This window comes from Pseudarthrobacter sp. O4, assembly GCF_050157025.1.
Lineage (GTDB): Bacteria > Actinomycetota > Actinomycetes > Actinomycetales > Micrococcaceae > Arthrobacter.
Genome location: NZ_CP189591.1, coordinates 1957414 through 1977788, shown reverse-complemented (window position 1 = coordinate 1977788; position 20375 = coordinate 1957414). Strand labels below are relative to the sequence as shown.

The following is a 20375-nucleotide window of genomic DNA, read 5'->3' as shown; positions in this document are numbered from 1 at the left end:
CCTTCAGTTGTTTGAATGAAGTTGATCGGTTTGCTGACCTGAGCGCGCAGGAGATCGAGGCCATGGACCTCATGGCCCCGGCCGGCGCAGCCTCGGGCATCGGCCAGGCCACCGCCCTGCGGATCGCCAAGGAAGGCGGCCGCGTCATCGCCGCCGACATCAGCAAGGAACGCCTGGACGACCTGGTGGCCGAGAACGCCGGACTGGACCTGGTCCCGGTGGCCGGCGACATCTCCACCGAAGAGACCGTGGCCGCCGTCGTCGCGGCCGCCGGGGGACGGGTCGACGCCCTGGCGAACGTCGCCGGCATCATGGACAAGTTCGCCCCGATCCACGAGGTGGACGACGACATCTGGGGCCGCGTCTTCCGGATAAACGTCACCGCCCTCATGCGCCTCACCCGCGCCGTGGTGCCGCTGATGCTGGGCGCCGGGACCGGCTCCGTGGTCAACGTCGCCTCCGAGGCCGGCCTGCGCGGTTCCGCCGCCGGCGCCGCCTACACCGCGTCCAAGCACGCCGTCGTCGGCCTGACCAAGAACTCGGCCGTGATGTACGGGCCCAAGGGCCTGCGCTTCAACGCCGTAGCCCCCGGCCCCACCATCACCAACATCGTGGCCACCTGGGGTTCCCAGCTCGCGGTCGAACGCCTCGGCCCGCTGAAGCAGGCCACCGTCCCCACGCCAGCCACCGCGGCACAGCTCGCCGCGTCCATCACGTTCCTGCTCAGCGACGACGGCACCAACGTCAACGGTGCCATCCTGGCGTCCGACGGCGGCTGGTCGGCCCTGTAGGTCAGCGGCGCCCAGAAGCGAGGAGGCCATTCGGAAACAGTGGCTTCCTTCGAGTTATTGGGTTCCATGGAAGGCGCAGCGGCCTCTTACTCTTCCCGGTTTTGGTAGTACCGGACTTCGAACATCTTGGCACCGTGCTCGGAGATCCAGGGGCCGTGTTCCATGCCCGGAGGCCGGACTGCCCAATCGCCTGCGTTGAACGTCCGGTTCAGCCGCTGATCGACGAAGGAACCTTCGAAGATGAAGACTTCTTCCCAGAAGTCGTGCGTGAGCACACCGATGGGGGAGGTATCGGTGCCGGGTTCGAACTTGAGGATGCGCGTGACGCTGTCGTTCGTGTCATCGCGTGCCAAGACGGCTTCCATGAGTCCATTGATGTGCGGGTTGCAGGGCGTGAATTCCACCGACGAGGTGGCGGTAAATTCGATCTCTGGTTTTGCCATGCCTACTTTCCATTCAACCCTGCAGATCACAACATTGCGGCGAGGCCCCACATTCATGATCCTCAGCCAATTCAGATGCGTCAACGCCCAGTCCCAGCTAATTCACTTGGGGTGCACAACCGGGAAGGCTGCACCCAACGCAAGCGGACGACGGCGGGAGGCCCTACGTGTCAGGCTGAGTTGAGGCCAGCGGCTCATAGCAACTCCGCAAAATCGTAGGGCGAGAATCAGGAACAGCATCAATGTCTATCTCCACAATTTCCCCGGTGCGGGAAGATGGGTCCATGAGTAATTCTGGCCCTCGCGCCGGCGGTCCAAGGCCTCGGCGGTCATTCACCCCGGCACAAAAGCTGGCCCATTTGGATGCCTACGAGACCGCCTGCGGGGACGGCTCCGGCGGCGGGGCCTACCTGCGGCGCGAAGGGATCTATTCCTCCCAGATCACCGAGTGGCGCAAACTCCGCGACGCCGGAGTGCTCGAGGGCAAGAAGCCCGGTGAGAAGATCGGCAAGCTCACTGCCGAGCAGGTCGAAATCGCCCGTCTACGCCGGCAGCTGGAGGTGAGTGAACGCAAGCTGGTACGGACGGAGGCCGCGTTGTCCATCATGGAAAAAGCACGGCAGCTTTTGGAGGATATCTCCGAAAGCGCGGAGCAGCAGCCCTGGTACAGGAAACCCTGATGGGCATCTACACGGACCTCACAGGGGCGGACATTCCGACCAGGGAAGCGGCCGTCCTGGCCGGCGTCCCGCGGGCGACCGCGACCCGCAAGCCCCGGATCCCGGTGGCCGTTTCGGCGCCTGTGCCGGCGAACAAAATCGGCCCCGCCGAACGGGCCCGCATCCTGGCCACCGTGAACTCGGAGCGTTTCGTGGACCTGGCCCCGGTACAGATCTACGCCCAGCTCCTGGACGAGGGGACCTACCTGTGTTCCATCTCAACGTTCTACCGGGTCCTGGCCGAGAACAGGCAGGTCAAGGAACGCCGCCGGCAGGCCCGCCATCCACCCCGGGCAATCCCGGAACTGCTCGCGACCGGCCCCGGCCAGGTCTACAGCTGGGACATCACCAAGCTGGCCGGCCCGGTCAAGGGCAAGTACTTCGATTGCTACGTGATGATCGACATCTACTCCCGCTACATTGTCGGCGTCTACGTCCACGCCCACGAGTCAGGGGAGCTGGCGGTGGAAATGATGAAGGAAATCTTCGGCATCCACGGCATCCCGCAGATCGTGCACGCGGACCGCGGCACCTCCATGACGAGCAAAACCGTTGCCGCACTGCTGTCCGATCTGGAGGTGACCAGGTCACATTCGCGGCCCCGGGTAAGCAACGATAACCCGTTCAGCGAGGCGTGGTTCAAGACATTGAAGTTCGCACCCGTCTTCCCTGAACGCTTCGGCTCCCTGGCCGACGCGAGGACCTTCACGGCCGCCTTTGTTGAGCAATACAACCATCGCCATTGCCACACGGGGATCGGCCTAAATACCCCGGCAGACGTCCACTACGGCCTTGCCGCCGCGAAAGCCACCGAACGTTCCCTGACGCTGGCCGCAGCCCGGGAGAGAAGCCCCGAACGATTCAGCACCAGACGGGATCCGAAAATCCTGGCCATCCCCGACGCGGCATGGATCAATAACCCATCCAACAGAATGGCTACGGCAGTAGCCGCCTAACTCCCGCTGGCCTCAATCGCCTTGACAAATTCCGAGGTCCCGCCGTCGTCCGCCTTATAAGGCATTCGGGATCATCGAGCGGGCACTCGAGCAACACTGAGGCTCAGGTTGAAGTGCCGGAGCTATCGCCCAAGTCTCAGCGACTTCCGCAGCCTTCATTGCCTGGTTGCAGTGCGCGGTTCACTATAGAGACAAACGGGACGGCCGGCACGGACCGGAGCGCTCACCACCTGACGGATCAAGGGGGAGTACATGGACGACAGCACCGGTTCTATTTCCCCGAACCGACGGACGCTGCTGAAGGCGGCTGGGATTGGGGCGGCCGGTGTTGCCGGTATACCCCTTCTGTCCTCTTGCACCGGCGAATCCGCACAGCGTCATCGGCGTCGGCATCGCTGCTCCCGGCCCCGCCGGGACAGATCGAACCGCTGCTGGACCGGCCGAAAGTTACAAATGCCTTGGCCAAGCTCGACGGATTGATCCGGGACGCCATGGAGCGCACCGGGCTGCCGGGGATAGCCGTAGCCGTGGTGTATCGGGACGAGGTGGTGTACTCCAAGGGCTTTGGGGTCCGGGAGGTCGGAAAGCCCGAGGAGATCGGTCCTGACACGGTGTTCCAGTTGGCTTCTGTGTCCAAGCCACTGGCGTCCACAGTGGTGGCAGGGGTGGTGGGGCGGCAGGTCATCACCTGGACCGACGGCGTCATTGACCATAGCAAGAACTTCGCGCTCAAGGATGACTACGTCACGCGGAATGCGAGCTTTGCTGATCTGATGTCACACCGCAGTGGGCTGAAAACGGGTTCGGGCGATCTGCTGGAGGACCTCGGATTCGATCGGGCGTACATCCTCGGCCACCTCAATCAGGAGCCCCTTGATACGTTCCGGTCCAGCTACAACTACAGCAATTTCGGCTACACGGAAGGCGGCCAGGCAGCAGCCGATGCGATGAAAATGACCTGGGAAGATCTGGCCGACGAGATCCTGTTCCGGAAGCTGGGCATGTCCGCCAGCAGTTACCGTCACTCGGACTATGAGAGAGCTTCAGACAAGGCCACCCTTCATGTGCCGCTCGGGAACAAGGAGTGGGCAGCGAAATACCGCCGCAACGCCGATTCCGAGGCTCCGGCCGGGGGTGCGAGTTCGTCGGTGCGGGACCTGGCACAATGGCTCCGGCTTCAGCTCGGAAACGGCAGTTACGAGGGCAAGCCCGTTATTGATTCGGCTGCCCTCCAAACAACCCACGTCCCCCATGCAGTCTCCGGGCCGGCGTCGGCTCCAGCTGCCCGCTCCCGTTTCTATGGGCTGGGCTGGAACGTCTCCTACGACGATCAGGCCCGTGTCCAGCTGGGACACTCCGGGGCATTTAATCTGGGCGCAGCCACCGCCGTCTCGATGCTTCCAGGTGAACAACTGGCCATTGTGGCCCTGACTAACGGGCGCCCACAGGGGATTCCTGAAGCAATCACCGCAGGCTTCCTGGATACAGCCCAGCACGGATCGCCCACAGTCGATTGGCTGGCATTCACCGCTGGCGTATTCAAACAAATTGATGAGTCCGAGAATCCTAGGGTCGACTACACCAAGGTTCCGTCTAACCCCTCTCCTGCCAGGACAAACAGTGCCTACACAGGCACCTATGACAACTCCTACTTTGGCCAGCTTGTGGTCCTCGAGCAGGGCGGGAAACTGGCCATGAGAATGGGGCCGCCTGGCAGTCCCACGACATTCCCGCTCACTCACTTTGACGGCGACACGTTTAGCTTCGAATCCATCGGAGAGAACGGCAACGGCCTGGCCGGTGCACTGTTTGCAGGAGCAAGCGGCGGCTCTTCGCCAAGCGTCACCCTGGACTTCTACGACAGAACCGGGCTGGGGACATTCACGCGGGCCTCGTAGGGCTACGGATTCCGGCCGCACTTGGTGATGCCGCGGAGTGTATACACCGAGAGCGCGGTGGCTACAACCAGCCTCTGGGACCGCGTCTTCCGGACCAACATCACGGCCCTGATGCGCCTCACCCGCGCCGTGGTGCCGCTGATGCTGGGCGCCGGGACCGGCTCCGTGGTCAACGTCGCCTCCGAGGCCGGCCTGTGCGGTTCCGGCGCCGCCTATACCGCGTCCAAGCACGCCGTCGTCGGCCTGACCAAGAACTCGGCCGTGATGTACGGGCCCAAGGGCCTGCGCTTCAACGCCGTGGCCCCCGGCCCCACCATCACCAACATCGTGGTCACCTGGGGTTCCCAGCTCGCGGTCGAACGCCTCGGCCCGCTGATGCAGGCCACCGTCCCGACGCCGGCCACCGCGGCACAGCTCGCCGCGTCCATCACCTTCGTGCTCAGCGAGGACGGCACCAACGTCAACGGCGCCATCCTGGCGTCCGACGGCGGCTGGTCGGCGCTGTAGTTCAGCGGCAGGAGCAGGGTCGCTGGGCCGATCCCGTGGCCCACGTGCTGCGCCCGTCTACACTGGGACCGCACCAGGGTATGTGAATCTGGCCGACTGTCAGAAGTCCATGCACCTTCCCGGGACACCCATCTGGAACTAGGGGACTGTACAAATATGACCGAGTATCGGCTGGCGATTCTGGATGACTACCAGCAGGTTTCGGGTGACTACGCGGACTGGGACTCCCTGGGTGCGGACGGCGTGAGCGTCACCGTCTTCAGCTGCCCGTTTGCCTCTGAGGCCGACACAGTCCACGCCCTCTCGGGCTTCGACGTCGTTGTCGCCATGAGGGAGAGGACACCGTTTCCGCGGGCTGTGTTGGCGAAGCTGCCCCGCCTGAAATTGCTGGTCACGACCGGTGCCGCAAACGCCGCCATCGATCTCGCCGCGGCGGAGGAGCATGGCGTCACCGTCTGCGGAACGGGCGGATCGCCGTCGGCCGCCCCTGAGCTGACATGGGCGCTGCTCACGGCTTTGGCCCGCAACCTGACCGCTGAAGAGAACGCGCTCCGGGCCGGCCGCTGGCAGAACACTGTCGGTTCTGAACTTGCGGGCAAGACCCTGGGGATCGTCGGGCTGGGCAAGATCGGGCACAAGGTGGCGGCCTACGCGCACGCGTTCGGCATGAACGTCCTGGCCTGGAGCCAGAACCTGGATGAGGCGACCGCAAAGGCCGCAGGGGTCCGGAACGTCGGCAAGGACGAACTCTTCCGGGAATCCGACATCGTGACACTCCACCTCCGCCTGTCCCAGCGCTCCGAAGGGTCAGTCGGTGAAGCCGAACTTCGGCCTCATTCGTGCCCTCGAAGAAGGCTGGATCCGGGGCGCAGCCGTCGATGTCTACGATCAGGAACCGTTACCGGCGGGCCATCCGCTGTTGGCCGCCCCGAACACCCTCCTGACACCGCATCTGGGGTACGTCACCCACGAGAGCTACGCGCAGTTCTACGGCGGAGCCCTCAAAAACGTCAAATCATGGCTGGCGGGTGTCCCGGTCCGCCAATTGACGCGCCAGTAGCAGGACCTCGCATAGGGGTCGTACGTTCCTGCTCAGCGACGACGGCACCAACGTCAACGGCGCCATCCTCGCGTCCGATTGCGGCTGGTCGGCGCTGTAGGGGAGCGGCACCAAACGGAAGCGGGCGACGGCGGGAAGACCTGCCGTCGCCCATGATCCGCGGGGTGACGCTGCATCACACCAAATCAAGCTACCGGACTGTGTATTGACGCGCCCCAGTGGTGTCACTTGCCAGGTGGGCGCACACTCGGTCGACGGTTGATTCGAGACCTCCTTCTGAGGTGAGGGATAGGCCGGCTTCGTCTGTTTCGAGGGTTTCGAGGGTTTCGAGTTGTGAGGTCAGGAGGGAGCCTGCCGCCGGCCCAGCGCCTGAGCGCGAGCTTTTCCGCGTCGTCGAACTCCATGAAGGCCAGCCGGCACACCTCTTCAACATGCTGAACTGCTGCGCCGCGGACGGGGAGTATGCTGCGCTGTACGCAGCCCAGTTCGGACCCTGTGGCGGAGAGGCTTAGCGTCGTTCGATAGTGCGACAGGAAGCGTCGCATCATCAACCGAGGGTGCACATATGCGGTATTGGCGGGCTCAGTGGACTAAGGACCGGCGGAGCTCGGCAGTGGCCTGGTGACGGCTGCAGGATCTCCGGAACGACAGAGTCAGTCGGCGAGGATGTGGTAGAGCGCGCGGCGGGTTTCGTCGATTTTTTCCATCGCGGCCTTGCGTTGTTCCTCGGTGGCCGAGAAGCGGAACTGGTGGATGACCCCCATCAGTTTTCCCACGCTCTGATGGAACGCTGGGCCGGATCCCTGAGGGTCGGTGTTCCACGCGTTCCCCAGCTCTTCGGCGTGATCGGCCACATAGGCCTTACCCGCATCGGTGAGCGCGAACTCAGTGCGCCGGCCGTCACCAATCGGCTCGATGAGCTCTTCATCAACGAGCTGTTGCAGCGTCGGGTATACCGAGCCCGGGCTGGGACGCCAGGCTCCAGACGTCTTTTCAGCGATTGTCTTGATCAGGCCGTAGCCGTTGGAGGGTGATTCGGCCAGGAGGGAGAGTATCGCCGAACGAACATCGCCCCTGTTGGCCCGGCGCGAACCGCCGGGGCCAAATCCAGGACCAAAGCCCGGGCCGAATTCTGGCCCAAACCCGCGGCCCGGACCGAAACCGCCGTGTCCGTGGGGTCCGCGACGGCTCCTGCCGCGCCCGAAGCGTCCCAGCGTGGGCCCGTTGTCTAATTTATCGTCTGGAATGCCTTTCATAGTGGCATCGTCCTTCCACGTCAGTTGTGTTTCTCTGTGGTCGCCGATCATTCGGCGATAGTTAACGATATGTCGGTAAGTATCGCTGGTCAATGGTTTTGCCGCTGCATGGTTGTTTGCTCCGGGAAGCCCCCGCCGTTCGCCGAGCTGTCGAGGTGAAGTGGCGGGAGAAGCGATGGCCGCAGCGGACTATGCGTTCGGCGCCGTTTCCACGTTCGCCTCCGGTGCCGCCGAGGATTCCTTGGAGACCTGCCAGGTCGTGCCCAGTACAGCGGTCAGGGCCATGGCGGCCAAAGCCGACTTGAGTCCGGTGCGGCCGGTGGTGAGCGGGGCGATGGGGCGGTAGATGATCATTAGGGTCCTCCTGGAGCGGGTGTTCCTGTGATCACTCTCCAGCACGGGAGTTGTTGGGGATTTAGGTTGACCTGTGCCCTGGCTGTGCAACTGAATGGGTGGTGCGAATGGCCCCGGAATCGATGATCACCACCGGACACGTTTCGACGCTATCGGCAGTGGCCCCCATCGTCCGAAGCGTCCCCCGGCAGCGCCCTGAGGCCAGATGAATCCGGCAGCGTGCCGCTTGACGAGCCGTCGACCCACGAGAGCTACGCGCAGTTCTACGGCGGAGCCCTCGAGGACGTCACGTCATGGCTGGCTGGTGTCCCCGTCCGCCAATTGACGCGCCAGTAGCGAGACCTCGAGCTCTGAACCTGATCGCTATGCGCCGGCGGGTTGGAACAACTCGACTACGTTGCCGGACGGGTCTTCCAGCAAGATCTGCTGACCGCCTGGACCGGTGACAACGTCGTTTCGGAAGGTGAGGCCCGCGGTACGCAGCCGCTCCACCTCGGCAGTGATATCACCCACTATGAGGTGGATACGGTTCCATCCTCCCGGTGCCGGCACCGTACCGTCCGGCATCGGTCGGCCTGCCGAGCTAGTCGGCCCGCTCAGCAGAAGCCGCAGCCGGCCTCTTGTGACATCGGCGAACGCCGGTGCGGCGCTCATGCGGAGGGTGAATCCGAGGTGCTTGGTGTAGAAGTCGATAGCCGCATCGACGTCGTCCACCATGTACCGGACGCTGACCATGTCCGTAAGGTCGTTGGGCATTTCAAGCTCCTTTCCGAGCTCGATTGGGAGTACTCAATGGCGCAAAGCCGGAACTGGATCCGCGTGCTCAGTTCGCCGCCATGCGGACGAACACGCGTAGTTGTCTTGATTGTCTGCCGCTTCCGCCGCCGGATCTAGCCCCTTTTCGTCGGCACCGCCCGGGGTTAGGATGCCGTGTGACCTTCACCCACGGCTACGCGGACAACAACGGTCTTCGCATGTACTACGAGGTCCACGGCCGGGCCGTTCCCGGCCAGCCGCCGCTGCTTCTCATCCCGGGTGGCGGCTCCACCATCGGCACCAACTTCAGTGAACTCATCCCGCTGCTGGCCGACCGGCGCCAGGTGATTGCCGTTGAGGAGGAGGGCCACGGCCGCACCCAGCCCACCAGCCGCCCCCTCACCGCCGAGAACTCCGCCGGCGACGTCCTCGCTGTTTTGGACCAGCTCAACGTGGAAACCGTGGACGTGCTGGGCTTCAGCGCCGGCGGCCACACCGCCATCGCGCTGGCACTCGGGCGCCCAGCCATTGTCCGGCGGCTCATCGCTGCCTCCACCTTTGCGAGCCGCGACGCCGTGCCGGACGAGTTCTGGCAAGGCATGGCAAAGGCCGCCCTCGATGACATGCCTGAGACCTACAAGGACGCCGACCGCCGTCTCAACCCGGAACCTGGCCACCTGGAGCGGCTCTTCGAGCTGGACCGCCGACGCATCCTGGACTTCCCCGGTTGGTCCGACGAAGAGCTGGGCACCATCACAGCCGCCACGCTGGTGGTGAGCGCCGACCGCGACGTTGTCACCGCCGACTACGCCGCGCGGATGGCCAGCGCCATCCCGAGCGCCCGCCTGCTGATCGTCCCCGGCGGCCACGGTGACTACCTCGGCGAGCAGGCCGCCAGCGGCGGGGACCTGAGGACGATGCACGCCACCGTCCCGTTCCTGCTGCGGTTCCTCGGCGAGTAGCGCCCACTGCGAACTCTCCAGCAACCTCGCCCACGACAACGCCTGACACCAACGCAAGGGGACGACGGCGGGACCTCCCGCCGTCGTTCCTTAACTACGCCCGTCATGCCGGTCCCGTCCCGCGCCTTCGACTCAGATAGCCGCGGGTATCATCGGAAGATCGGTCCCTCTGAGAGTGGAGCAACACATGCAGCTCGGCGCTTTTTCCATCAGCCTCACCGTCAAGGACATCGCGGCTTCTGCTGCGTTCTACGAGAAACTTGGCTTCAGCAGTTTCGGGTGACATCACCCAGAATTGGTTGATTCTGAAGAACGGTAAGACGGTCATCGGCCTCTTCCAAGGGATGTTTGAGAAGAACATGCTCACCTTCAACCCGGGCTGGAACCAGAACGCGGAGGCGGTGGACGCGTTCACCGAGGTGCGCGATCTCCAGCGGGAACTCAAGGCCAAGGGCACGGAGTTCCTTTCTGAGGCAGACGAGGGAACGGCAGGGCCGGCGAGCTTTATCGTCTTGGATCCGGATGGCAACCGGGTGCTCGTCGATCAGCACGTCTGATCTGCGAGGCGCCGCGTCCGGCTAGGGCAACCGCGACGGGCGCAACAGGGTGGCGTCGCCTGCGCGTTCGGGGTCGAGCGGCACGGGGCTGATCAGCACTGCCGGTCCGCGGTGCAGGACGCCGTCGGAAAGCACCTGGCACCGCACGCCGCCCCGCCCGCGCATGGCTTTGTGGGCACCCGGGGCGAGCATTTCATCCATCCAGGCACAAGGATGGGCAGGCCGCGCGGCCTTGAGCCGCACCAGGTCCCCGCGGGATTCCAGCGCGAAGTCGTGTCCGAGCAGCGGTGCCAGGTGGGCTCCTCTGAGGACCACGTTGCGGCGCGTCAGGAGCGGGTCAAGGGGTGCCGTTCCCAGCTCCGCGGCGATGGCTTCGAGGGCCTCGATCGCGAACGCGGTGACTGCGGCGTCCATGTGTGCGGCCTTGCCGAAGAACCGATCACCGACGATGCCCTTGCCGGCCACCAGCTCCACGTGCTCGGCATCTGTGGTGGGGACGTCGGCAGCGCCCTCGCGTGCGCGGCCGAAGTAAGCGTGCGCCGGCGACACCAGGAGATGCAGGACTTCCACGTCGTACCTGTAGCCAGCCGTCATGCCACAAAACTATCCTCCCGCGCCGCGTCATGCGTCGTGGCGCGTCTTGGTGAACCCTTTGGAGGCGCGCCCCAGGTCAGTTGGCTGGCCGTCGGCGTGGGTTCGCGTTGCCAGCATCTTGTCCAGGGGCTTGGCGTAGCGCTCCTGGACGATCTTCAGGTGCAGCCAGGACTCGACGCTGGCCACGGACCCCATGGCACGCACCTTGTCCAGGATTTCATACATCTCATCCAGGGAGCTCACGCCAGCGGTGGCCACCAGGTCATACCGCCCGAAGCAGCTGGCGATGAACTCCACGCCAGGGGTGGCGGAGAAGAATGCGATGGCTTCCTCGGTTCCCGCGGACGTCGAGATGCCAAATCCAAAGGCCATGGCACGGGAGGAGCCGGAGCGGCTGCGGATAGGGCCGATCTGCATAACGCGCGCGTCCAGCAGGCGCATGACCCGGTTCCTGGCGGCACTGGCCGAGAGCCCGATGCGTTCCCCGAGCGCCTCGAAGCCCAGCCGGCCATCCAGCTGAAGCTCGCCCAGGATCAGCAGGTCCGCATCGTCCAGCTCCAGCCCCGGATCCGGCGGCTCCTTACCGAGGAAGAGGCTACGGACGACTTCCTTGTACATCAAAACATCCACGGCAGCCACACCCTCGGAGAGGCGGATGGCTTCCACATCCTCGTAGAGCCGCTCCACTGTGGGCAGGCGCAGCTCGGCGATGATGCCGTACCTGCCGGTGGTCAGGGAGGCGAAGACGGCCCCGTCCAGCTGGCTCAGTTTGTCCAAGGCCGGCCGGGCGGAGCCGTTGAGCTGGATGGAGACATGCGCGACGGCGGCCAGGCCCAGCAGCCGCGGGTGGACTGCAGCGACAATGCGCAGCTCTCCGGAAGATGTGAGTTCGTTGACCTTGGCCGTTGCCACGGAGCGGGTCACGCCCAGCTGCTTGGACAGCTCGCTGAATGACGCGCGGCCGTCGGCCTGCAGTAGTCGGATCAGCCGATTGTCCAGATCATGCATGGTCTTCACAATAGACGCCTCTTGTTGTTGGGCACAGTTGCGGCGCACCCGGGGCAGATCAGCGCAGTTGATCCTCCGCCGGATTCAATTGTTCCACGAACTCACTTAGCAGCAAGGGATTTGACTGGCTATTCGGTAACAATTACGCAAATACCGCGCCTGAAGCACCGTCAACGACGGATTCGCTTGCATTTGGATGGAACTTGGTTAGTATCGTGACCAGCGCCACATCGGCTCCACCCGCTTTTCGCCCCCTAACCGCGAATCAGATGTTCATTGGAGATCTGCACATGCCCAAGTTCACGAAGGCCGCCATCGCAGCGGCCGCCCTTGCCCTGCTCTTGAGTGGCTGTTCCGCTGCCGCAGCACCGAGTTCCGAAGGGAAGGCCCCGGCTGCTGCCGAGGCCCCCAAGGGGCTGACGACAAGTGGCAAGCTCACGCTCTGCATCGACCCCGAGTACGCACCTCTGGAGTACTACGCCAACGGTTCCAGCGGCAACATCGTCGGATTCGACGCCGACGCAGCCAGGGCGCTTGCCAAGCACTGGGGGCTTGAGGCCAAGTTCGACGTAACCACCTTTGACGGCCTGATGCCGGGGCTCCAGTCCCGCCGCTGCGACGCCATTTTCGGTGGCCTGTACATGAGCGAGGCACGCCTGGCCGTGGCCGACGCCGCTCCCGTCATGAACGCCGGGCCGTCGATTCTGGCCGGCCCTGCCCTGGCCGGACAGTTCAAACGGCCCCTGGACCTCTGTGGCCGCAGCGTCGCCGCGCAGTCGGCATCGTCCAACGCCGCACGCATCACCGCGCTCAAGGACGAATGCAAGGCCGCCGGCAAGGACGAGCCGAAGCTCACCGAATACCCGAAGACGGCGGAAACCGTGCTCGCCGTCATGAACGGCAAATCCGACGCCCTGATCGAGACCAACGTCGCCGCTTCCTACATGGCAGCCCAGAACGAGGGCAAGCTGGCCGTGGCCCCGGACGTCTTTGAAACGGACACCACGTTCGGCGTCTTCACCCGCAAGAACGATCCGATCTCCCCGGTTCTCGCCGAAGCCCTGAAGGCCTTGCATAAGGACGGCACGCTGGCCCAGATCGCCAAGGACAACAAGCTCGATCCGGCCATCGTCGACGTTCACTAGTTATCGCGCCGGGACCACGGAGCCGTGGTCCCGGCCCCACTCGAAAGGAGAGTCCGATGGAATTCGATATCGGCATCTTCGTCCAGCAACTCGTGAACCCGAGCTACCTCTACGGTGCCTTCCTGTCCGTGGCCGTGGCCGTGCTGGCGCTGATACTGGCCACCGCCGTCGGGTTCGCCGTGGCCATGGGACGCACTTCGCAGAGCCGCATCGCACAGGGTACAGCGGGGTTCTACACCTGGTTCTTCCGCGCCATCCCGGCGCTGCTGGTCCTGCTCATCATCTGGAACGCGCTGCCGCAGCTGTTACCGGTGCTGCGCCAGGAATGGTTCACCCCGTTCATTGCCGCGTTCATCGGCCTGGGCATTGTGGAAGCAGCCTTCATGTCGGAAATCATCCGCTCGGCGCTGCTGAGCGTCGACGACGGACAGAACCTGGCCGGACGTGCCCTGGGGATGTCGCCGGCGAAGGTCATGCTCAAAGTCGTGCTGCCGCAGGCCATCCGCATCGCGCTGCCGCCGACGGGCAACGAGTTCATCGGCCTGGTGAAATTCTCCTCCCTGGCCTCCGTCATCTCCCTGCAGGAACTGCTGACCACGGCCCAGGTGGGGGTCAACATCACCTTCCGCTACGCCGAATACTACGCGGCCGCCATCATCTACTACCTGATCATCGTGAGCCTGCTGACACTGCTCCAGAACTACGTTGAGAAGAAATTCCTATGGACCTCACGGTCAAAATCCAAGAAGCCATCCACGCTGGAACCGATCGGCCAAGGAGTGCACGCATGACCCAGATGCCACAGCCAACGGAGGCCGCGGTGTGGACGCCTGCCGACCCCGTGCTGCAGGTGCGAAACCTGCACAAGAGCTACCAGGACCAGCACGTTCTCCGCGGCGTTGAATTCGACATCCACCAGGGCCAGGTGAAGGCCGTCCTCGGCCCCTCGGGCTCGGGAAAGTCCACCATGCTGCGCCTCATGGCACTGCTGGAGCCGGCCAACGACGGTGAGATCCTCCTTCGCGGCCGCCGCCTGGGCGTCCGCGAGCGCGGCACCACAACCGTTCCGCTGCCTGAGCGGGAGCTCGCCAAGGAACGGCGGGACATCGGCATGGTGTTCCAGAAGTTCAACCTGTTTCCCCACCTCAGCGCCTGCCGGAACGTGATGCTCGGCCTGACCTCGGTCCAGAGTGTTCCGCACAAGGATGCTGAGGAACGCGCCATGGCCATGCTCGAACGGGTGGGTTTGTCCCACCGCGCCGGGCACTACCCCTCGGAGCTCTCCGGCGGCCAGCAACAGCGCGTGGCCATCGCCCGCGCCCTGGTCATGAACCCGTCCGTGCTGCTCTTTGACGAGCCGACGTCGGCCCTGGACCCGGAGCTGGTGGGCGAGGTACTGGACGTCATGGAAGGCCTGGCCAACGACGGCATGACCATGATCGTGGTTACCCATGAGGTCCGTTTCGCCCGCCGGGTGGCGGACCAGGTCACCCTGTTCGACAGCGGCGTGATTGTGGAACAGGCCTCGCCGGACGAGTTCTTCGACAACCCCCAGCACCAGCGCACCAGGAAGTTCCTCAGCCATGTCCACTAAGTACCTGTCCACTAGCACCATATTCACCGACGCGAAGCGGGCCCGGCCCCTGGCCGTCTACACGGACATGGAGGACATCGACTACTCCGCGGGCGTCGCCCTGCTGGAGGAGAACGGTTACGACGTCCTCTACCTCGGCAGCCAGGACCCTGCCGTCATCATGGAACAGGCCAGGGACGCCGAAGCCCTGCTGGTGGGCTATGCCTCCGTCACGGCTGAAGTCATGGACGCCATCCCGGGTTTGAAGATCATCGCCCTGGTCTCCATGGGATTCGACAACGTCGACCTGGACGCAGCCAGGGAGCGCGGCATCTGGGTCAGCAACCTTCCCGGCGTGGCCACCGAGGAAGTCGCCTCCCATGCGCTGGCCCTTGCCCTGGCGGTCACCCGCGAGATCCCGTTTTTCCAGGGCCGGGTGGCTGAAGGCGACTGGAACGGACGGCCGGAAACCACGGTGTTCCGGCTCAGCCAGGAGCGGCTGGGCCTGATCGGTCTCGGCAGGATCGGCAGCCGTTTCGGGAAGCTGGCCTCCGGCGTCTTCGGCGAAGTCATCGGCTACGACCCCTGCCTCCCGGACACCCCGGCCACCCGGGACATGCTGGCCAAGGCGGGCATCCGCCGGACCGGTCTGGACGAGGTGCTGGCGGAGTCCGCCGTCGTGTCCTTGCACATGCCGCTCACGGAGGAAACCAGGCACATCATCAACGCCGAAAGCCTCGCGGCCATGCGGCCGGGCAGCTACCTGGTGAACGTGAGCCGGGGGCAATTGATCGACGACGGCGCCCTCCGCGCCGCCATCGACTCAGGACACATCCGCGCGGCGGCCCTGGACGTGCTCGACGTCGAGCCCGCCCCGGCCGACCACCCGCTCATGGGCCACCCCCGGATCCTGGTGACACCGCACATCGGATTCCTCTCGGACCACACCCTGGCCGAGTACATCAGGATCCAGGCCCAGAACGTCATCTCCCAGGCCCGCACCGGTGCCCCGGACACCCCGCTGTTCGAACTGGAACCCGCAGGCTGAGTGCCGGCTGGCTCGCAGCGGCACCGCACTCCTTCTACACGCAAAGGTCATCCCCATGTCATTCCCGACATCCCATGAAACGTCCCCCGCAGCCCCGCCGGCAACCCTGTTCCTCGGCGGCCCCATCCGGACGGTCGACGCCCAGGACTCCGTCGCCGAAGCGATGCTGGTGATCGGCAACCGCATCGCCGCCGTCGGGACTCCCGAGGAATGCCGCGCTGCGGCCCGCGAACTCAGCACCTCGGTGCCGGAGGTTGTGGACCTCCAGGGCCGCACACTGGTTCCCGGGTTCGTGGACCCGCACGCCCACCCGCTGATGTACGGGCAGCTGCTGTCCTGGGTGGACTGCGGGCCGGTAGCCGCGCCCGACATCCCCACCATGCTCGAACGCCTGGCAAGGGCCGCGGCGGAGAACCCCGGCGACGGCCCGATCCGGGGCTACGGGTATGAGCACCGCAACCTGGCCGAACAGCGCCACCCCAGCCGGCAGGAACTGGACACGGTGTCCACCACCCGCGAGGTCTACGTCATGAACGCCAGCGGCCACGGCGGCGTCGTGAACTCATTTGTCCTGGACACGGCCGGGATCGGCTCGGACACCCCCAACCCGCCCGGCGGCACCTTCTTCCGCGACTCCGAGGGCGAGTTGACCGGTGAGCTTTCCGACGCCGCCTGCGACATCCTCACGGGCGAGGACGGCGTGAAGCTCGGCCACCATGGACCCAACTTCCACCTGGCGGACAGCAAGGAACAGCACCGCGGTCAGCTGCTCCATGCCCAGCGCGAGTTCCTCAGCCACGGCGTCACCATGATCGGCGACGCCCAGGTCACCAAGCGCGAATTCGCGGCCTACCTTGACCTGGTGGAGCGCGGGGAACTGGTGACCCGCATCAACGCCTACTTCCTCTCCAGCCTCCTGGATGAAGTCCTGCAGCTGGGACTCGTGGACCGCTTCGGCGATTCGCTCCTGTCCTTCGCCGGCATCAAGCTCTACGCGGACGGAACCCTGGGCGGCTGGACGGCGTACTTCCCGGAGGGCTACCGCGACGACCCCTGCCGCACCGGTTCGCTCTACCACGAGCCCGCGGAATACCGTTCGCTGGTGGTCAGGGCCCACAGCGCCGGGCTGCAGACGGCCACCCACGCGCAGTCGCCCACGGCCATCCAGCTGGTGATCGACGCCGTGAAGGAAGCCACTGCCGTCTCGCCGCGGGCGGACCACCGGCACCGGATCGAGCACTGCGGCCTGCCCACGCCGGAGCAGATCACGGAGATGGCAGGCCTCGGCATCCTTCCGGTCAACCAGCCCCAGCACTACTTCAACTGGGGCCCGGGTGTGCTGGACGCGATCGGCAGCCCGGGGGAGCGCTTCAACCCCCTGGGCGAATTCGTGGCCGCGGCAGTACCCGTCACCATGAGCTCCGACGCCCCCGTGGCCGATCCGCGTCCCCTCGAGGCCATCCAGACCGCCGTGACCCGCAAGACCCGCTCCGGCGTGCAGCTGGGCCCGGACGGGCTGAAGATCGACGCCGCCGCCGCCCTCCGCGCCCACACCATCAACGGTGCACGGGCCATGGGGCGTGAGAAGGACCTGGGTTCCCTGGAACCGCAAAAGCTCGCCGACTTCGTGATCCTCGCCGAGGACCCGCTGGCGGCGCCTGCCGAACGAATCAGCAGCATCGACGTCGTGGAGACCTGGGTGGGCGGAACCCGCGTCTACACGCGCTAGCCGCCCGCCCTCCCCACCATCAAAGGACCCAACCGTGACCAGCGCCATCCCCACCAACAACGTCGGCCTCGCCGTCATGACCACCCTGCGGAACTACGGGATCGACGCGATCTTCGGCATCCCCGGTACCCACAACCTGGAGTTCTACCGGCACCTGAAGCCGCTCGGCATCCGCCCGGTCACCACCCGGCACGAGCAGGGCGCAGGGTACGGCTCCGACGGCTGGAGCCAGCTCAAGGGGCTTCCCGGCATCGTGATCACCACGTCCGGTCCCGGACTGCTGAACGCCATGTCCGCCGCCGCCACGTCCTATTGCGAATCCCGGCCCATGATCATCCTGTCCCCGGGTGCACCGCGCGGCAGCGAGTTTTCGGACATCGGGCTGCTGCATGAAACCAAGGACCCCACCGGTGCCGTCCGGGCCCTGATCGGGCGCAGCACCCGCGTTTCCAGCGGCAGCGAGGCCGTGGAACTGATCCACGAGGCCTTTGCGTCCTTCGCCCACGGGCGGCCGCGCCCGGTCCACATCGAGATCCCGCTGGACCTGCTGGAGTCCGCCTCCGACGTCGTGCCCGCCGCCCTGGCGGCCCGCCCCCTGGGCGCCCCGAAGAAAGCAGCCGACGACGCCGTCGCGGCCGCAGCGGACATGCTCCGGAACGCGTCCAACCCGGTGATTCTGGCCGGCGGCGGATCGCTCGGAACCGGCGCCGCCCTGCTCCAGCTCGCAGAGCTCCTGCAGGCCCCGGTGGTCACCACCATCAACGGCAAGGCCGCCATCCCGGAGGCACACCCGCTGTCCCTCGGCTCTGAGATCCGGCTCGCCGCGGCCCAGGAGCTGTGCAACGCCTCCGATGCGCTGCTGGTCATCGGCAGCAAGTTGGGCGAGTCCGAAATGTGGGGCGGAAAGATCCTCCCGCAGGGCGGCTGCATCCGGATCGACATCGACCCCGTCCAGCTGCACTGCAACCTCAGCCCGGACCTGGAACTCCTGGGCAACGCGGCCGCCGTGGTGCCCCAGCTGCTCACGGCCCTCTCCGGGCACGTGCCGGCAGCGGCGCCGGACCTGGCCCCGCTGCGCGCCGGACTGCAGACCGAAGCCCGCTCCATGGCACCCGTACTGGCCCAAATCAACGAGATCCTCGCCGCTGCACTGCCGGCGGACACCGTCATCGCCGGCGATTCCTCGCAGATCACCTACTTCGGCACCACGTCCTTCTTCCCCATGCAGCAGCCGCACCAGCTCCTGTACACGCCGGCCTACGCCACCCTGGGCTACGGGCTGCCGGCCGCGATCGGCGCCAAGGTGGCCGCTCCGGACCGTCCCGTGGTGGGCCTGATCGGCGACGGTGCACTCATGTTCGCGGTCCAGGAATTCATCACCGCCGTGGAACAGGGCGTGGACCTGCCCATCATCTGCATCAACAACGGCGGCTACGGCGAAATCCGGCAGAACATGGAGGACCGCGATCTGGCACCCGTCGGGGTGAACCTGACCCAGCCCGACTGGGTCCGCCTGGCCGAGGGCTTCGGCCTCACGGCGTTCAACGTCGAGTCCCTCGACGTCCTGGCCGAAACCGTCACCAAGGCACTCGCGGTGCAGGGCCCCAGCCTCATCCACGTGAGCATCCAGTGAGCACCCCAGCCATGGCCGGCACCGCGTTCCGGGTGCTCAACCCCGCCACGGGAGAGGTGTTTGCCGAGTACGCGGAGGCCACGGCGGCGGAGGTTGAAGACGCTGTGGATTCGGCACGCCGCGCCTTTGCTGAGTGGGGACCGGCGACGGCGGAACGGCGGGCCGCGGTGCTGCGGGCCGCCGCCGGGCTGCTGCTCGAAAGGAAGGAGAAGCTCGCCCGGCTTGCCACCGAGGAAATGGGCAAGTTGCTGGGCGAAGCCGTCGCCGAAGTGGAGCTTTGCGCCGAGATCTTCGCGTACTACGCCGAGCACGGGCCGGGATTCCTGGCGGACGAGACATTGGACTACGCCGGCGCGGTGCTGCAGCGACGCCCCCTGGGGACGATCCTTGGCATCATGCCGTGGAACTACCCGTACTACCAGATCGCCCGTTTCGCGGCGCCGAACCTCATGCTGGGCAACACGCTGCTGGTCAAGCCGGCGCCGGCCTGCCCGCGTTCGGCGCTGGCCTTCGAAGAGGTGCTGCTCGACGCCGGCCTGCCGGCAGGTGCCTACCGCACCGTGCTGGCCGGCGTGGAGCAGACGGCCGTGATGGTGTCCGATCCCCGCATCCAGGGGGTCTCGCTCACCGGAAGCGAACGGGCCGGCGCTGCAGTGGGGGCCCTGGCCGGGGCCGGGCTCAAGAAGCACGTCCTGGAGCTGGGCGGCTCGGACGCCTTCGTTGTCCTGGACAGCGAGGATCTGGACTCCGTGGTTGGCCTTGCCGCGGCGGCGCGGATGGAGAATGCCGGACAGGCCTGCACTTCGCCCAAGCGTTTCATTGTGGCCGCCCCGCTGTACGAGGACTTCGTCGCCGGGCTGGCGGCCAGGCTGGCCGCCTACGTGCCCGGTGACCCCCTCGATCCGGCCACCAGGCTTGCCCCGATGTCGTCCGCCGCGGCGGCCCGGACACTGCTCGCACAGGTGGAGGGCGCCGTCGGCGAAGGCGCCACGCTGCATTGCGGCGGGTTCAGCACGGTGGCAGGGGAGGCCCACGTGGCACCGGCGCTGCTGACCGGTGTGCGGCCGGGCACAAGTGCCTACCGCGAGGAGCTCTTCGGCCCGGTGGCCGTTGTCTACAAGGCCGAGGATGAGGACGACGCCGTCAGGCTGGCCAACGATTCGCCGTACGGCCTGGGCGCCTCGGTCTTTACCGCCGACGCCGGCCGGGCAGACCGCATCGCCGAGCGGCTGGAAGTCGGCATGGTCAGCGTGAACCGGCTCGCGCCGTCGTCGGCCGCGCTGCCCTTTGGCGGGGTCAAGAACAGCGGCGTGGGACGCGAACTGGGGCCGCTTGGCATGGACGAATTCGTGAACCGGAAACTGCTGGTCCGCTGAGGCGGACGCT

The 20375-nt window shown here is 65.8% G+C and carries 19 protein-coding genes and 1 pseudogene; 14 read left to right on the top strand and 6 right to left on the bottom strand.

The genetic code is table 11. The annotated features are described in order from the left end of the window. Positions 1 to 62: 62 nt before the first annotated feature. On the top strand, positions 63 to 791 hold the full coding sequence (locus ACQCSU_RS09100) for an SDR family NAD(P)-dependent oxidoreductase (protein ID WP_426979749.1): 729 nt from the start codon (positions 63 to 65) through the stop codon (positions 789 to 791). A gap of 86 nt (positions 792 to 877) precedes the next feature. Here ACQCSU_RS09100 and ACQCSU_RS09095 read toward each other — a convergent pair whose 3' ends face one another. After that, positions 878 to 1234 carry a cupin domain-containing protein gene (locus ACQCSU_RS09095; RefSeq protein WP_426979414.1) on the bottom strand — a complete coding sequence of 119 codons (357 nt, stop codon included), beginning with the start codon at positions 1232 to 1234 and terminating at the stop codon, positions 878 to 880. A 284-nt stretch (positions 1235 to 1518) separates the two neighbouring features. Here ACQCSU_RS09095 and ACQCSU_RS09090 point away from each other — a divergent pair. The 4 genes and pseudogenes from ACQCSU_RS09090 (at position 1519) to ACQCSU_RS09075 (ending at position 6374) form a co-directional block, all read left to right on the top strand. Continuing rightward, positions 1519 to 2909 (top strand): IS3 family transposase gene (locus ACQCSU_RS09090; protein WP_426977257.1). Its coding sequence is split into 2 segments (ribosomal slippage): positions 1519 to 1870 and positions 1870 to 2909, totalling 1392 coding nucleotides; the frame shifts between segments, so codons are not numbered across the junction. A 458-nt stretch (positions 2910 to 3367) separates the two neighbouring features. Then, a complete protein-coding gene (locus tag ACQCSU_RS09085; protein WP_426979413.1) occupies positions 3368 to 4807 on the top strand; it encodes a serine hydrolase in 1440 nt (479 codons plus the stop codon). A 57-nt stretch (positions 4808 to 4864) separates the two neighbouring features. After that, the gene (locus ACQCSU_RS09080; RefSeq protein ID WP_426979412.1) at positions 4865 to 5314 is read left to right on the top strand and encodes an SDR family oxidoreductase; all 450 of its coding nucleotides are present in this window, start codon (positions 4865 to 4867) and stop codon (positions 5312 to 5314) included. Positions 5315 to 5470: 156 nt separating this feature from the next. Further along, positions 5471 to 6374 (top strand): annotated as a pseudogene (locus ACQCSU_RS09075) (D-2-hydroxyacid dehydrogenase family protein). A 653-nt stretch (positions 6375 to 7027) separates the two neighbouring features. On the opposite strand, the gene ACQCSU_RS09070 reads toward ACQCSU_RS09075, so the two are convergent. From ACQCSU_RS09070 to ACQCSU_RS09060, 3 genes are all read right to left on the bottom strand, one after another. Then, the gene (locus tag ACQCSU_RS09070; RefSeq protein ID WP_426979748.1) at positions 7028 to 7630 is read right to left on the bottom strand and encodes a PadR family transcriptional regulator; all 603 of its coding nucleotides are present in this window, start codon (positions 7628 to 7630) and stop codon (positions 7028 to 7030) included. 189 nt (positions 7631 to 7819) lie between these two features. Further along, entirely contained in the window at positions 7820 to 7984 is a 165-nt protein-coding gene (locus ACQCSU_RS09065; protein ID WP_426979411.1) for a hypothetical protein, read from the bottom strand. A gap of 363 nt (positions 7985 to 8347) precedes the next feature. Then, positions 8348 to 8740 carry a VOC family protein gene (locus tag ACQCSU_RS09060; RefSeq protein ID WP_426979410.1) on the bottom strand — a complete coding sequence of 131 codons (393 nt, stop codon included), beginning with the start codon at positions 8738 to 8740 and terminating at the stop codon, positions 8348 to 8350. 176 nt (positions 8741 to 8916) lie between these two features. On the opposite strand from ACQCSU_RS09060, the gene ACQCSU_RS09055 reads away from it, so the two are divergent. Together ACQCSU_RS09055 and ACQCSU_RS09050 are read left to right on the top strand one after the other, a co-directional pair. Then, entirely contained in the window at positions 8917 to 9702 is a 786-nt protein-coding gene (locus ACQCSU_RS09055; protein WP_426979409.1) for an alpha/beta fold hydrolase, read from the top strand. 260 nt (positions 9703 to 9962) lie between these two features. Further along, on the top strand, positions 9963 to 10259 hold the full coding sequence (locus tag ACQCSU_RS09050) for a VOC family protein (RefSeq protein ID WP_426979408.1): 297 nt from the start codon (positions 9963 to 9965) through the stop codon (positions 10257 to 10259). A 21-nt stretch (positions 10260 to 10280) separates the two neighbouring features. Here ACQCSU_RS09050 and ACQCSU_RS09045 read toward each other — a convergent pair whose 3' ends face one another. Then, entirely contained in the window at positions 10281 to 10853 is a 573-nt protein-coding gene (locus ACQCSU_RS09045) for an MOSC domain-containing protein (RefSeq protein ID WP_426979407.1), read from the bottom strand. Positions 10854 to 10880: 27 nt separating this feature from the next. Further along, entirely contained in the window at positions 10881 to 11861 is a 981-nt protein-coding gene (locus tag ACQCSU_RS09040; RefSeq protein WP_426979747.1) for an Lrp/AsnC family transcriptional regulator, read from the bottom strand. 290 nt (positions 11862 to 12151) lie between these two features. Here ACQCSU_RS09040 and ACQCSU_RS09035 point away from each other — a divergent pair, with 290 nt between their 5' ends. Genes ACQCSU_RS09035 through ACQCSU_RS09005 form a run of 7 tightly spaced genes read left to right on the top strand, consistent with a single transcriptional unit; the run spans position 12152 to position 20365 of the window. After that, positions 12152 to 13006, top strand: coding sequence for a transporter substrate-binding domain-containing protein (locus tag ACQCSU_RS09035; protein WP_426979406.1), 855 nt, complete (start codon positions 12152 to 12154; stop codon positions 13004 to 13006). Positions 13007 to 13062: 56 nt separating this feature from the next. After that, positions 13063 to 13797: an amino acid ABC transporter permease gene (locus ACQCSU_RS09030; RefSeq protein ID WP_426979405.1), complete on the top strand. Its 735-nt coding sequence runs from the start codon at positions 13063 to 13065 to the stop codon at positions 13795 to 13797. After that, positions 13794 to 14600 carry an amino acid ABC transporter ATP-binding protein gene (locus tag ACQCSU_RS09025; protein WP_426979404.1) on the top strand — a complete coding sequence of 269 codons (807 nt, stop codon included), beginning with the start codon at positions 13794 to 13796 and terminating at the stop codon, positions 14598 to 14600. Before ACQCSU_RS09030 ends, ACQCSU_RS09025 begins: the two co-directional genes overlap by 4 nt. After that, positions 14590 to 15627 carry a C-terminal binding protein gene (locus tag ACQCSU_RS09020; RefSeq protein WP_426979403.1) on the top strand — a complete coding sequence of 346 codons (1038 nt, stop codon included), beginning with the start codon at positions 14590 to 14592 and terminating at the stop codon, positions 15625 to 15627. The genes ACQCSU_RS09025 and ACQCSU_RS09020 overlap by 11 nt, the downstream gene beginning before the upstream one ends. A gap of 55 nt (positions 15628 to 15682) precedes the next feature. After that, positions 15683 to 17356, top strand: a complete 1674-nt coding sequence (locus ACQCSU_RS09015) for an amidohydrolase (protein WP_426979402.1) — start codon at positions 15683 to 15685, stop codon at positions 17354 to 17356. A 34-nt stretch (positions 17357 to 17390) separates the two neighbouring features. Continuing rightward, the gene (locus ACQCSU_RS09010; RefSeq protein WP_426979401.1) at positions 17391 to 18989 is read left to right on the top strand and encodes a thiamine pyrophosphate-binding protein; all 1599 of its coding nucleotides are present in this window, start codon (positions 17391 to 17393) and stop codon (positions 18987 to 18989) included. Beyond that, positions 18986 to 20365, top strand: a complete 1380-nt coding sequence (locus ACQCSU_RS09005) for an aldehyde dehydrogenase family protein (RefSeq protein ID WP_426979400.1) — start codon at positions 18986 to 18988, stop codon at positions 20363 to 20365. The genes ACQCSU_RS09010 and ACQCSU_RS09005 overlap by 4 nt, the downstream gene beginning before the upstream one ends. The last annotated feature ends 10 nt before the right edge of the window (positions 20366 to 20375 follow it).

Bases quoted from the DNA above. Each gene is read 5' to 3' on its own strand.
- ACQCSU_RS09100 (WP_426979749.1), top strand. From the start codon at position 63: ATGGACCTCATGGCCCCGGCCGGCGCAGCCTCGGGCATCGGCCAGGCC.
- ACQCSU_RS09095 (WP_426979414.1), bottom strand. From the start codon at position 1,234: ATGGCAAAACCAGAGATCGAATTTACCGCCACCTCGTCGGTGGAATTC.
- ACQCSU_RS09070 (WP_426979748.1), bottom strand. From the start codon at position 7,630: ATGAAAGGCATTCCAGACGATAAATTAGACAACGGGCCCACGCTGGGA.
- ACQCSU_RS09065 (WP_426979411.1), bottom strand. From the start codon at position 7,984: ATGATCATCTACCGCCCCATCGCCCCGCTCACCACCGGCCGCACCGGA.
- ACQCSU_RS09060 (WP_426979410.1), bottom strand. From the start codon at position 8,740: ATGCCCAACGACCTTACGGACATGGTCAGCGTCCGGTACATGGTGGAC.
- ACQCSU_RS09045 (WP_426979407.1), bottom strand. From the start codon at position 10,853: ATGACGGCTGGCTACAGGTACGACGTGGAAGTCCTGCATCTCCTGGTG.
- ACQCSU_RS09040 (WP_426979747.1), bottom strand. From the start codon at position 11,861: ATGCATGATCTGGACAATCGGCTGATCCGACTACTGCAGGCCGACGGC.
- ACQCSU_RS09035 (WP_426979406.1), top strand. From the start codon at position 12,152: ATGCCCAAGTTCACGAAGGCCGCCATCGCAGCGGCCGCCCTTGCCCTG.
- ACQCSU_RS09030 (WP_426979405.1), top strand. From the start codon at position 13,063: ATGGAATTCGATATCGGCATCTTCGTCCAGCAACTCGTGAACCCGAGC.
- ACQCSU_RS09025 (WP_426979404.1), top strand. From the start codon at position 13,794: ATGACCCAGATGCCACAGCCAACGGAGGCCGCGGTGTGGACGCCTGCC.
- ACQCSU_RS09020 (WP_426979403.1), top strand. From the start codon at position 14,590: ATGTCCACTAAGTACCTGTCCACTAGCACCATATTCACCGACGCGAAG.
- ACQCSU_RS09015 (WP_426979402.1), top strand. From the start codon at position 15,683: ATGTCATTCCCGACATCCCATGAAACGTCCCCCGCAGCCCCGCCGGCA.